This is a genomic window from Thermodesulfobacterium hveragerdense DSM 12571 (genome assembly GCF_000423845.1).
Taxonomy (GTDB): domain Bacteria; phylum Desulfobacterota; class Thermodesulfobacteria; order Thermodesulfobacteriales; family Thermodesulfobacteriaceae; genus Thermodesulfobacterium; species Thermodesulfobacterium hveragerdense.
Map to the genome: position 1 here is coordinate 1 of NZ_AUIT01000011.1, position 12,908 is coordinate 12,908.

The following is a 12,908-nucleotide window of genomic DNA, read 5'->3' on the forward strand; positions in this document are numbered from 1 at the left end:
ACCACTTCCTTTAATTAAGTCTGCTTTATACGAATTGAGGCAAATGTTTGTAAAGAGATTTTATAAGGAGACACAATTCTCTTGACAAGTGTCTAAATAACCCTTCTAATTTTTTACTACTCTTTTAACTTTCAATGAAATTATACATTCTTTTAAGTCTTTCATAGGCTTCCACTCCTTCTTAATTTTGGGTTTAACTTTATCATCTTTACCAGGAGGGGAGCCCCTTACCCCTAAAATTCAGACACAATTAATGAAACACTACCAACTTTTTTAAATTTATAACTATTTCTTCTCTGAAAATCTAAAAGTTTATAATTTTAAATTAACCATGTTATGGTATATTAAAATTTTTAAGACCTCGTCTAAAAAATAATTGATAGAGTTAATGATGGATAAGGTTGTAGTCTTGGGAATAGGAAACATTTTGCTTGCAGATGAAGGAATAGGGGTTTTAGCAGTTAAAGTTTTAGAAGAGTTTTTTGAGATCCCTCATGAAAAGGTGGAGCTTGTTGACGGAGGAGTAGGTAGTTTCCAACTTCTCCCTTACATAGAAAAAGCCAAAAAACTTCTGGTAATAGATGCCATCGCAAAAGGAAGTCCTCCTGGCACCTTTCACAACTTTACTAAAGACACCCTGCCTAAACAGATTCTTGAAAAACTTTCAATCCATGAGGTAAGCTTTTTAGACATACTAACCTTGGCTGAGATGAGAGGTTTTTCTCCTGAAGACCTTGTGGTGTTAGGTTTAGAACCTGAAATCCTTGAGATGAGATATGAACTTTCTCCTTCAGTAAAGGCTAATTTTATCCCTCTAATTGAAGCGGTGGTTTCTCAACTTAAAGATTGGGGTATAGAGCTTGTCCCAAAGAAAGACCTCCGTCGTTGGGAGGAACTTTTGTTTGTAAATAGACCTTAAAACCTTTTTTGGTGAGTCTTTCTATAATTCTTTCTACCAAAGGCTTGTTCATCATAACCCCTCCAGAAAGGCAAACCTTCTCTATCCCTATTTTTGTAGCCGTTTCCTCACAAACCTTAGCCAGGGTATTGATAAATTTGGTAGCCTTTACTGGTAAAGGCTCTTTTCCAAAGGCAATCTCTTCTATCATCTCTTTCCAGTCAAAAATCAGGATATCCCCTTTTTCCTCTATTTTTATTGCATAATCATCTTTTAAATCATACAAAAATAGGTCTTCTAACTGCATCGCAGACTCTCCCTCATAGTGGTTAACAAAGTTTAAACCTGTTAGCGCAGCCACCCCATCAAAAAGCCTTCCACAAGAAGAAGTTAAGGGTGAGTTTATACCCTTTTTCCAGGCTTGATAAAGAAGGGTCAACTCTTGTTGAGTAAATTCTTTGAAAAAAGGTAAGGAGAGGTCGAAAGTTTTTTCTCCGAAAAGTTCAAACATCAAACTTAAGGCTACCCTTTTAGGTTCTTTTACCGCTTTTTCTCCTCCTATCAATCTAAAATGCTTAAAATGGCCAACTCTCTGATACTTATTTCCTTTTACTACGAGAAATTCTCCTCCCCAAACGGTATGGTCTTCTCCGTATCCTGTACCATCCCAGGCAACCCCCAAAACCTCATCAAAAATTCCGTTTTCTGCCATACAAGAGAGGATGTGGGCAAAATGATGCTGTATCTTTATAAGTTCAAGCCCCTGTTCTTTGGCAAAAATTTCTGCCCATTTAGTAGTCTCATAAAAAGGATGCAAGTCAGCCACTACTACCTCGGGTTCAAACTCATAAAGTTTGGTAAAGTCTAAAAGGGTTTTTTCGAAATCTTTAAGGTCCTCTAAAGTTTCTATGTCTCCGATGTGCTGACTTAGCACTATTTTGTTTTGGAAGGCAAGAGCAAAGGTATTTTTTTCCCTTGGGCCTACCGCAAGCACCCGTTTTTTTACGTTAAAAGGTAGAAAAAGCGGCAAGGGAGCATAACCTCTTGCCCTTCTTATAAACACAGGACCTCCTGCTATTACCTTTACCACCGAATCATCGGCTCTTCTTAAGATTTTTCGGTTATGAAGAAGCAGATAGTCTGCAAGGGGACAAAGTTTGTTAAAGGCCTCTTCGTTGTCTATTACGATAGGCTCATCTGAAAGGTTAGCAGAGGTAACCACCAAAGGAAGGTCTATCTCTTTTAGAATTAAGTGATGCAAAGGGGTGTAGGGCAAAAAAGCTCCTATTTTTTTTAATCCTGGGGCTATTTCCTCAGGTAAAAGCTTGCCTTTTTTTTCCAAAAGGACTATCGGCTGAGAAGGAGACAAAAGAAGATCTCTTTCCTCAGGACTAACCCAACAATACTCTTCTAACTGGTCTAAATCTTTAAACATTACGGCTAAAGGCTTTTTAGACCTCCTTTTCCTTTGTCTTAAAAGTTTTACCACCTCACCGTCTGTAGCATCGCAGACAAGATGAAATCCTCCTAAACCTTTGACAGCTACTATTTTTTTCTGTTTTATTTTTTCTATGGCTTGATATAAAGCCTCTTCCTTTTCTGCCAGCTTGTTTCGTTTAAAATCATAGAATTCAAGCTGAGGGCCACAGACTGGACAAGCTATAGGTTGAGCATGAAATCTCCGGTCAACAGGATTGGTATATTCTTCAAAGCATGCAGGACACATCGTAAATTCTTTCATCACCGTCTTTTCTCGGTCATAAGGCAAACTCTCTATGATGGTAAACCTTGGGCCACAAAGGGTGCAGTTGATAAAGGGATATCGATACCTCCGGTCTGTAGGCGTAAAAAGCTCTTCTAAACAAAATTCACAGGTAGCTACATCAGGCAAGATGTCTAAGGTTATCTCTTCTTCTTTGAGGCTTTTTTTTATAAAAAAGTCTTCATAGCCTACAGGGGAAAGTTTTTCATGAACCAGACGGTAAATTTGAGAAAGCCGTGGTTTTTCTTTAACTAACCTTTCTAAAAAATCCTGTAGAATATCCTCGTTGCCTTCAACCTCGATAAAAACTCCGTTGGTATCGTTGCTGACAAAACCTGTCAACCCTAAGGATTTGGCAAGATTATACACAAAAGGGCGAAAACCAACCCCCTGGACGACCCCGTTTATCCTAATCCGGTATCTAATCCTCATCGACCAGTTCTAAGCTTTTGAGTAACATCTCTTCTCCTGAAAGAACCTCAGTTTCAAAGGAACCACAAAAAGGACAAGTAAGATCCCATTTTTCTTTTGAAAATTCTCGCTGACATTTCTGACATTTCATCCTAAGATCTTCTATTTCTATCACGATTTCTGCGTCTTTCAAAATGCTTCCTTGTTTGAAAAAATCAAGGGCGGTTTGTAATAGCTCAGGCTCAACCCCAGAAAATCTTCCTATCAACAAAACCGCCTTTGCTACTTTTTTCTTAGGGTGATTAACCATCAAGTCTTCTACGGTTTTTATCACGTTTTGAACGATAAAAAACTCATGCATAGGCCTTACCTAACAAATCCTCGGAAAGAGTTCTCCTGAGGTATTTTCTAAAACCCTATGAGTGCCATACAGTGTTTTGAGATATACTTGAGGAGAGGGACTATGATCCAACACCTGTCCTATGATGTTAGCTTCAGCTGCAGATGGATGGGATCTTAAAATTTCTAAGGCCTTGTGGGCATCTTTTTCTGGTAAGGCTATTACTACCCTCCCTTCACAGGCTAAATGATAGGGCTCAAATCCAAGGGCCTCACAAAAGGCCTTTACCTGAGGCCTAACAGGAATTTTTTCTTCCTCTACCACCAGATTTACCTGAGAACTATCAGCCCATTCATGAAGAGTAGCTGCTAATCCTCCACGGGTTGGATCCCTCATCGCATGGATTTCAATCCCGCTTTTAAAAAGGGGATTTAACACAGGCCAAAGGGTTTCGCAGTCACTTTCTAACTCTATATCTACTTTTATACCTTCTCTTTCTGCCAGGATACAGGCTCCATGGTCTCCTATAGGGCCAGAAACCAAAATAACGTCTCCTGGTTTTAGGTTTTTACAAGAAATGCCTGAATAAATCACCTCTCCTATACCTGAGGTTGTGATAAAAATACCGTCTACCTCTGACTTGGGTACGATTTTTGTATCTCCTGCCACGATGTAAATTTCGTTTTTTATGGCCTCTTCTTGCATAGACTGTAAAATCTTTTCTAAATCTTTGATTTTAAACCCTTCTTCGATGATAAAACCTACCGTAAGATATAAAGGTTTAGCCCCCATTACCACTAAATCATTTACCGTGCCAGTTACAGCAAGTTTCCCTATGTTGCCACCTTTAAAGAAAATAGGTTTTACGGTAAAACCATCTATGGTGAAAGCCAATCGAGAAATTTGATTGGTTAGTAAAGCTGCATCTTCAAGAGGCTCAAGAATAGGGTTGGTAAAATATTTGAGAATAAAATCTTTTATCAAAGATAAGGTTTCCTCTCCGCCTCCTCCATGAGCTAACAAAAGTTTTTCAACTCCCATAACCTTTCCTCTATCTGAGAGATTTTTTATGTTGATTATAGGAATCCTCTAAAAATTTAACCCAAAGGTCAAACCCTTCTCCTGTTTTGGCAGAAAGGGCGATAATCTGAGCCTTAGGATTGATCTTTTGTATCTGGGCTTTTACCTTTTCCAGGTCAAAGTCAAAGTAGGGAAGCAAATCTATCTTGGTGATAACCACCAACTGAGAAACCTTAAAAATGAGAGGATATTTTTCTGGTTTGTCTTCTCCTTCAGGCACTGAAAGAAGGGTTACGTTAAGGTGGGTGCCAAGGTCATAACTTGCAGGACAAACAAGGTTCCCTATGTTTTCTACAAAAAGAAGGTCGATCTGGTCCATCGGAAGTTTATGCATAGCCTTATGGATCAAAGATGCGTCTAAATGACAGGCACTGCCTGTAGTTATTTGATACACAGGTACTCCTTTTTTCCTTATTCTTTCAGCGTCTCTCTCTGTCTCTAAGTCCCCTTCTATTACCCCTATCCTTAACTTTCCTGAAAGAAGTTCTATAGTTTTTTCTAACAAAGTAGTTTTCCCAGACCCTGGGGCACTCATAAGGTTTATGGCGTAAATTCCGTATTCCTCAAAGTGTTCTCTGTTATGTCTTGCCTGAAACTCATTATATTTCATGATGTCTTCAAGGAGTTGCAAAGTTTCCTTGGAATGGGTATGTTCATGGTGGTGTCCATGGTGGTAGTCATGGTGGTTATGGTGGTCATGATGGTGTTTATGATGTTCATGATGTCTTTTCGATCCTTCTGAAGGATGATTAACTAAACCACACCCACATTCTTTACACATCTTTTCACCTCTTAATAAAATTTAAAAAGAAATTATAATATAAAACTAAAAAAAGTAAAATGGAAAAACCAGAATGACCCAACAAACTACTTATGATCTAACCATAATAGGTGGAGGTCCTGCAGGTCTTACTGCCTATCTTTATGCTCAAAGGGGGATGCTAAATACTCTACTTATAGAAAAAAACTTTCTAGGTGGTCAGGTAGTCCTTACAGAACAGATAGAAAACTATCCCGGATTTCCTGAAGGTATATCAGGGGTTGACTTGATAGAAAAGATGGTTAAGCAAGTAGAAAGATTAGGGTTGAACTTATTATCAAAAGAAGTCATTAGTATAGAAAAAGAACAGGAGCTTTTTAAAATCTGGTTTTCTGACAAGACCTATGTTTTAAGTTATGCGGTTATCTTAGCTTTAGGGGCATCCCCTAAAAAATTAGGTATTCCCGGGGAAAATGAATTGATAGGCAAAGGAGTTTCTTTTTGTGCTACCTGTGACGGACCTTTTTTTAAGGATGAGGTGGTGGCTGTGGTAGGAGGTGGAGATTCGGCTCTTAAAGAAGCCTTAGAGCTTACTAAATTTGTAAAAAAGATTTTTTTAATTCACCGAAGAGATAAATTTAGGGCTGAAGCCTATTTGCAAAATTTGGTTTTTAAAAACCCTAAGATTGAGATAGTCTTGAACTCAACCGTAGAGGCTATCGAAGGAAAACACAAGGTAGAAAGGATAAAGGTTTTAAACCACAAAACAGAAGAGGTAAATTGGTTAAAAGTTTCTGGGGTTTTTATTTTTATAGGATATGAACCTAATACCTCTTGGTTAAAAGGTTTCGTCGATTTAGACCCTAACGGTTTTATTATTACAGATAAAAACACGGAGACCTCTAAGAAAGGAATTTTTGCCTGTGGAGACTGCGTTAGTAAACCCTTTAGGCAAATAGTGATTGCCTGTGGTGAGGGCGCTGTAGCTGCACTTAGCGTTAGAGAGTACTTAGAAGATGTTAAAAAGAAATAGGTTTTGGGCTCTATTTTTAACCATCTTCTTAGGGTTTTTATTGTCCGGCTGTTTTAAAGATAAAGGAAGACAAATTCAGGAAAATAAGACTTCAGAGATTTTAAACGGACCTCCTTTAGTCATAGGGGTCTTAAACGTAAGCTCTCCCCAACAAACCTTTTTACAGCTTTATCCTTTAAAAACCTATTTAGAAAAAAAACTTAAAAAACCTGTTTCGATAGACATCTCAGCTAACTTTGAAGAACTAACCCAAAAAGTGGCAGAGGATAAGCTACATCTTTTAATGATAGACCCTGCTTTTTACTGCGAATTAAAGACCCTTTATCCTGAAAAGATTTTTCCTCTGGTTAAGCCCAAGGGGGGGCAGGGAGAGGCAAGTAGCGTGTTTGTAACCAAAGAAAATTCAGGAATAGAAAGAATCTTTGATGCTGTTAATAAAAAGCTTGCCTTAGGAGATAAAAATTCTTCTTTCAGTTATCTAATCCCTCTGTCTATGCTAAAAGACTTAGAACTTTCTCTAAAAGACTTTTCTAAGGTAGACTTTTTAGGTCAGGAAAAAAGGATTGCTCTCTCCGTATTGATAGGAGATTATGAGGTAGGAGCCTTAAGCGAATTGATAGCCAAACCATACTTAAATTCAGGTCTTAAGGTAATAAAGGCTTCTGAAAAGGTGCCTGTTTTTTTGATAGCCTCAACCTCTGCTTTAGAAGAAAAACAGTTTAAAGAAATCCTTTTATCCCTCCCTAATGAGGTTTTAACCAACCTACAGGTAGAAAAACTTGTTCCTGCTGAAGACAGAGACTTTGATTACATAAGAGTACTGATAAAACTGTTTAAAGGGAAGGATTTAATAAAATACAGACCTGATACCATAAAGGTAGCCATTTTACCTCTTTACAGTCCGCTTACTATCTATCAGAGATTTGATCCTTTGATGAAGTATCTTTCAGAAAAGACAGGAAAGGAGTTTAAAATTGTCATCCCTAAAAATTTCGAAGAATTTATTACCTTAGTAAAGAAAAAAGAAGTACACTTTGCCTATCAAAATCCCTATGTTTATGCTCTTCTGTCGAAATCTGGACATGCGAAGGCTATAGCCCTAACCGTAGGAGAAGACTGTATAGATGAATCAAGTGAGGTATGTGGAGGGGACAGGTTTAGAGGTGTTATCATCGTAAGAAAAGATAGTCCGATAAAAAAAATAAAAGACTTAAAAAACAAAAAAATTTTTATAGTTTCTCCTTATTCTGCCGGTGGTTTTCTTTCACAAAAAATTTATTTAGAAAAGAGAGGATACAATTTAAGGAGAGATTTTAGGTTAGTAGACGTGAAAAGGCAAGAAAGGGTGATCATCGGGGTGTACAAAAAAGAGGCAGACGCAGGTTTCATAAGAGAGGCAGCTCTTGGTGTTTTTGGAAAAGAAGTAGATCTCTCTCAGATAGAAGTTTTGACCCCAACAGAGTTTTTACCAAACTGGCCCTGGGCGGTGGTTAAAGCAGACAAGGACCTCGCAAAAAAAGTCCAAGAATCACTCACCCATCTACCTGCTTCTATCCTAAAAAACCTAAAAGTAAAAAAATTTGAACCTGTTGAAGATAAAGAGTTTGAACCTATAAAAAGATATGTTAATCCGTAAAGATTTTTTATCAACTTTTTATAAACTCTTAAGAAGTTTTAGCATTAAAAGCAGAATCTTTCTTTCTTTTTTGTTTTTGATAACCTTATTACTTTTTAGCGTAAATTTTTTGATAATAAACTACCAAAAAAACTCCTTAAAAAATCAATATTATGAAGGACTAAACCATAACTTAGAAAACTTCTCTTTAGAGGTAGTAGACTGGTTGGTTTTTTTTGACCCTCTTAAACTCGAAGAAAAGATAAGTTCTTTAAAAAACCTTCCAGGGATAGTATATGTGATGGTTGTTGACAAAAACGGAAGGATAGTAGCCCATACCAACCCTTCTCAGTTAGGCCAATTTATTCCTGTAAATGATTCTACCTTCAAAACCTGGGATAATTTAGATAATAATGGGATAAAGCACTTTAACCGTCCGGTTTTCAAAGAAGACTTTTCGTTAGGTGCGGTTAGGATAGGAGTTTCAGAAGCAGACATTAATGATTTTATTGAACACTCTATAAATACGCTGAAACGTTATATGCTTTTTATATCGGGAGTTTTTTTGCTGGTAGCGCTTGTGGTGGCGTACTTTATATCTATCACCCTAACCAAACCACTAAACAAACTTAAAAAAAGCATTCAAAAAGTGCAGGCTAACGAGTTTGAATTTTGTGAAAATGAAAAACTTATTTTATGTAAAGACTTCTACCAGTGCAAGGATTATCGATGCCCTTCTTACGGAAAAACCAGATGTTGGCTTAACGACGATTCGAAAAAATGGTGTAAGAGTGTTTTAAAGATTGAGTGTGAAGATTGTTTTGTTTATAAGTATTCATGTGGTGATGAGTTAGGCTATGTAATAGAAAGTTTTAATAAGATGGTAGCAGACCTAAGGTCTTATATGGAACAACTTGATAAAGCCACCAAAGAAAAAATTAAGCTTGAAAAATATTCTGCGGTTTCAGAGATGGCCATGGTTGTTGCTCATGAAATCAAAAATCCGTTAAACTCTATTAAGGCTGCTTGTTCTTACCTTAAAACCAACTTTAAAGGTAAAGTTTTGCAGGAATTTCTTTCCATAATAGATAAAGAAACCCAGAGATTAAACGAACTGATCACCGGTTTTTTAACCTATGCAAGGCCTGTTCCCTTAAAACTTGAAAAAATGCAGATTAATAATATCATAAAAGAAATAATAAATTTGGTGAAACCTGAGTTTGAAGAAGAAGGAAAACAAATAGAATTAAGTTTAGATCCTTCTATACCTGAGTTTTATTTTGACCCCTATCAACTCAAACAGGTGATGTTAAACCTTTTGGTAAACGCCGGAGACGCTACAAAAAAAGGAGATAAAATCTCGGTTGCGACCCAAATAGAAGGAGGCTTTGTCGTGATTTCTGTAAAAGATACGGGTGAAGGGATACCAGAAGAACTGTTAGATAAAGTGTTTGAACCGTTTTTTACTACTAAGGTTACAGGGTCAGGTTTAGGGCTTGCTTGTGTAGAAAAAATCGTTAGAGAACATGGAGGCAAGATATCTGTTTTTAGTAAAAAAGAAGAAGGGACAGAATTTAAAGTTTTCATCCCGATAAGGCATGAACTATAAAATACTTTTTATAGATGATGAGATAAACAGTCTAAAAACCATTTCTACCATCCTCAAAAAACATGATTACACTGTAATCACCGCCCAAACCGTAGAAGAAGGTATTTTCCAGCTTAGAAAACACAAACCTCACTGTCTACTTCTTGATTATAGACTTCCTGGTATGGACGGGATAGAAATGTTAAGGTGGCTAAAAAAGGAAAACATCGTATTGCCGGTAATCATGCTTACTGCTTATGGAACTATAGAAAAAGCTGTAGAGGCTATGAAATTAGGGGCTTTTCATTATCTGGTAAAACCGGTTGACCCTGAACTTCTGGTTGAGGTAATCAAAGATGCTATCTCTAAACATGAAAAATTAGACTATAAAGAAGACATCTCTCATAAATTTCCAGAGATCATAGCTAAAAGTTCGGTAATGAAAGAAGTTTTTTATATAATAGAAATGGTAGCTGATAGTAACTCTAACGTGCTTATTACTGGAGAATCTGGTACAGGTAAAGAACTGATAGCAAGGGCAATCCATAGGCTCTCCAAAAGAAAAGACCGTCCGTTTATAGTGGTTGACTGCACTACCATCCCAGAAAATCTCTTAGAAAGTGAACTTTTTGGATACGAAAAAGGAGCTTTTACCGGAGCTACAGAGAAAAAAATAGGACTTTTAGAATTAGCTAACGGTGGTACCGTCTTTTTAGACGAAATAGGAGAATTACCTATCAGTCTCCAAAAAAAGTTTTTAAGATTTTTGCAAGAAAAGGAATTTCAAAGGTTGGGAGGACTTAACAAAATCAAGGTTGATGTAAGGGTTATTGCTGCTACCAACAGAGATCTCGAAAACGCAGTCAAGGAAGGCACTTTTAGAGAAGACCTGTACTGGAGGCTTAACGTAGTAAGGGTGCATCTACCTCCTCTTAGGGAAAGAAAAGAAGATATTCCTCTTCTCGTCCAGCATTTTATCCAAAAATTTGCTCAAGAAAACAACCGTCCTGTTCCTGTGGTAGAACCTGAGGTGATGGAAATGCTGATAAACTACGAATGGCCTGGTAACGTAAGAGAACTTATGCATGTGATAGAAAGAGCGGTTATTCTTTCTACCTCTGGTGTAATTTCACTTAAACATCTACCAAAAAGAATTTTAGGTTCAAAAGAAAAAGAAATGTCTTCCTCGAACACCTTAAACCTGTTAGAGATGGAAAAAACCCTTATCCTTAAAGCGTTAGAAGAAACCGGATGGAACCAAACTAAAGCGGCTCAGTTGTTAGGCATCTCAAGAAAACAACTGAGGACTAAGATGAAACACCATGGACTTCTTTCTGGAATTTCTAACCAGGAAGAAGAGGAAAAAGATTAAAACATAAATGAATCAATTAGGCTCCCTTTAAAGAAGGGAGCCTAATTGACCTAAGACTATACCTTAAACTGAGAAACTATATCTTTAATCTCCTCAGCAATTCTTCCTACTTCTTCACCTGATGCCTTAAGCTTTTGAGAAGAGCCAATCAATTTTTCTACACCAATCTTTATGGCTTGAGCGTGATCTTCGTTTAAAAGCACTTTGTCTCTGGCAAAAGTGATGTGCTCAAAAACGTTTTGGACAACTATAGCCTGTTCTTCAACTGCTGCAGCGATAGCCACCGCTGCCTCTTCTACTTTTTTCATCATTTCTACAATACTTTCTACAGAATGAGCAACTGAATTGCTACTTTGCAACAAAAGGTCAATCTTTTTCTTGATGTTTTCTGTAGCTTCCTGTGTTTGTCTGGCAAGCTCTTTAACTTCGTTGGCTACTACGGTAAACCCTTTTCCGGCTTCCCCGGCTCGTGCTGCCTCAATCGATGCATTGAGGGCAAGAAGATTGGTCTGGTCTGCGATGTCTTTAATCAGGTCTACCACTTCTATGATCGTTGAAGAGGATGAAATCAAATCTCCTACTAAAATTTTTGATTTATCTACTTCTCTGGCAGTATCAGCTACGATTGACTTGCTTAACTGAGCTTTTTCGCTTATCTCTTTGATGGCTTTAGTAAGCTCATCAAGTTGAGTGGTCACGTTATTTATAACCTCTACGGTCTCAGATGAACTTGCACTTATAAAGTCTGCTTTTTCCGTAAACTCCTTAACAGAGTTAAAGGTGATATCTACATCTTCTTGAAGTTTTTTAGAAAGTCTAAACAAATCTTCAGCCTTTTCTATTAGGTTTTTAACTATCGAAGCCAAGGTTTCTAAGAAATGGTTAAATTTAGAGGCTAACACTCCTAACTCGTCTTGAGACTTAACTTCAAATCTAAAGGTTAAATCGCCTCCACCTCTACCAAGTTCTTCTACCATATTGGTTGTTTCTGATAAAGATTGTGAGATTTTCTGTAAGGTTTTGTTTATCACCATAAAACCAAAGAAAAACACCACAAAGGCAACAAGACCCAAGATAAATCCGCTAAAACGGAAAAGATTTATAATCTCTCCACGCATAATACCTATGATAATAAATCCTATCTGGTTGTTTGAATAATCATAAAGAGGAATGGCGTGAAAAACTAAAGAGCCAACCTCCACAGGATATTTTTTGGTATTAAGAAGCTTTTTTAGCAGGTCTTCGTTTATGTTTTCGGTTTTAGCATAAAGAATTCCTTTGTCTAAAACTTTGGCCTCACCCTTAGAAAGATAAGGGCTCATAATCTTTTCTAAGTCCTTGTTTACAAGGATCACATAATGGGAAATTTGACTATAAGTAGACTGTAAATTTTTAACTAAATCTCTAAGATTCATTCCCAATTCAACAGAACCAAGGGTTTGTCCATCTCTTACTATAGGGGCAATACCCCTAAGGAAAAGACCGTCTCTTCCTGCCTCAAGACCAGTAAGAATATGTTTTTCCTTCTGCACTTTAGCTACAGTAAAACGAAAAGTGGATAAGTCGTCAAGTTTTACATCTTCCCCTTGAGGACGGTTCCAGCGTAAAAAAGATCTTGGGCCAGGGAGATGAAAATGTATATGATATTTACTTAATCCAGCTGATTTAATCTGAGGAGTTACTGTTTCACGAAGGGTCTGACACTTGTCAAGAGAATTGTGTCTCCTTATAAAATCTCTTTACAAACATTTGCCTCAATTCGTATAAAGCAGACTTAATTAAAGGAAGTGGTTTTTGCCATCTCGTTTTCTGAATCCGACTTACTGTTATGTATATCGCAACCTCTGCTGTCTTGATTGATTGAAAATATCCCCCTGTATTTACCCTTATCAGCTCTATCCTGCTATTTATATTCTCAACCACATTCGTCGTGTATATATACCTCCTCACCCCCTCAGGATATTTCTTATAAACAAAATAATGCTCCTTCTTTTTCAAAAGTCCCTTTATATAAGCTGGATACTTCTTCTCATAACTCTTACATAATTC

General features: G+C 37.2%; 11 protein-coding genes. 5 read left to right on the top strand and 6 right to left on the bottom strand.

Annotated elements, in window-relative coordinates:
- Positions 1 to 391 precede the first annotated feature (391 nt).
- Complete coding sequence (locus G580_RS10060) at positions 392 to 919, top strand: HyaD/HybD family hydrogenase maturation endopeptidase (protein ID WP_051173109.1); 528 nt, start codon at positions 392 to 394, stop codon at positions 917 to 919.
- On the opposite strand, the gene hypF is transcribed toward G580_RS10060, so the two are convergent.
- The 4 genes from hypF to hypB are packed head-to-tail and all read right to left on the bottom strand — an operon-like array spanning position 840 to position 5,272.
- Positions 840 to 3,092, bottom strand: a complete 2,253-nt coding sequence (gene hypF / locus G580_RS0104790) for a carbamoyltransferase HypF (RefSeq protein WP_028841253.1) — start codon at positions 3,090 to 3,092, stop codon at positions 840 to 842. The genes G580_RS10060 and hypF overlap by 80 nt on opposite strands.
- Entirely contained in the window at positions 3,082 to 3,432 is a 351-nt protein-coding gene (gene hypA / locus G580_RS0104795; RefSeq protein WP_028841254.1) for a hydrogenase maturation nickel metallochaperone HypA, read from the bottom strand. Before hypA ends, hypF begins: the two co-directional genes overlap by 11 nt.
- A gap of 9 nt (positions 3,433 to 3,441) precedes the next feature.
- The gene (hypE, locus tag G580_RS0104800) at positions 3,442 to 4,452 is read right to left on the bottom strand and encodes a hydrogenase expression/formation protein HypE (protein ID WP_028841255.1); all 1,011 of its coding nucleotides are present in this window, start codon (positions 4,450 to 4,452) and stop codon (positions 3,442 to 3,444) included.
- Between the two features lie 10 nt (positions 4,453 to 4,462).
- Entirely contained in the window at positions 4,463 to 5,272 is an 810-nt protein-coding gene (gene hypB, locus G580_RS0104805) for a hydrogenase nickel incorporation protein HypB (protein WP_028841256.1), read from the bottom strand.
- A gap of 73 nt (positions 5,273 to 5,345) precedes the next feature.
- On the opposite strand from hypB, the gene trxB reads away from it, so the two are divergent.
- Genes trxB through G580_RS0104825 form a run of 4 tightly spaced genes read left to right on the top strand, consistent with a single transcriptional unit; the run spans position 5,346 to position 10,859 of the window.
- The gene (gene trxB, locus G580_RS0104810) at positions 5,346 to 6,284 is read left to right on the top strand and encodes a thioredoxin-disulfide reductase (RefSeq protein WP_028841257.1); all 939 of its coding nucleotides are present in this window, start codon (positions 5,346 to 5,348) and stop codon (positions 6,282 to 6,284) included.
- Positions 6,268 to 7,920, top strand: coding sequence for a phosphate/phosphite/phosphonate ABC transporter substrate-binding protein (gene phnD / locus G580_RS0104815; RefSeq protein WP_051173112.1), 1,653 nt, complete (start codon positions 6,268 to 6,270; stop codon positions 7,918 to 7,920). Before trxB ends, phnD begins: the two co-directional genes overlap by 17 nt.
- A complete protein-coding gene (locus G580_RS0104820; RefSeq protein ID WP_028841259.1) occupies positions 7,907 to 9,508 on the top strand; it encodes an ATP-binding protein in 1,602 nt (533 codons plus the stop codon). The genes phnD and G580_RS0104820 overlap by 14 nt, the downstream gene beginning before the upstream one ends.
- The gene (locus tag G580_RS0104825; protein WP_028841260.1) at positions 9,498 to 10,859 is read left to right on the top strand and encodes a sigma-54-dependent transcriptional regulator; all 1,362 of its coding nucleotides are present in this window, start codon (positions 9,498 to 9,500) and stop codon (positions 10,857 to 10,859) included. The genes G580_RS0104820 and G580_RS0104825 overlap by 11 nt, the downstream gene beginning before the upstream one ends.
- A 56-nt stretch (positions 10,860 to 10,915) precedes the next feature.
- On the opposite strand, the gene G580_RS0104830 is transcribed toward G580_RS0104825, so the two are convergent.
- Together G580_RS0104830 and G580_RS0104835 are read right to left on the bottom strand one after the other, a co-directional pair.
- Positions 10,916 to 12,589: a methyl-accepting chemotaxis protein gene (locus G580_RS0104830; protein ID WP_342665142.1), complete on the bottom strand. Its 1,674-nt coding sequence runs from the start codon at positions 12,587 to 12,589 to the stop codon at positions 10,916 to 10,918.
- Positions 12,567 to 12,908: transposase (locus tag G580_RS0104835; RefSeq protein WP_038041617.1), on the bottom strand; the 342-nt coding region annotated here is incomplete at its 5' end. The genes G580_RS0104835 and G580_RS0104830, both read right to left, overlap by 23 nt.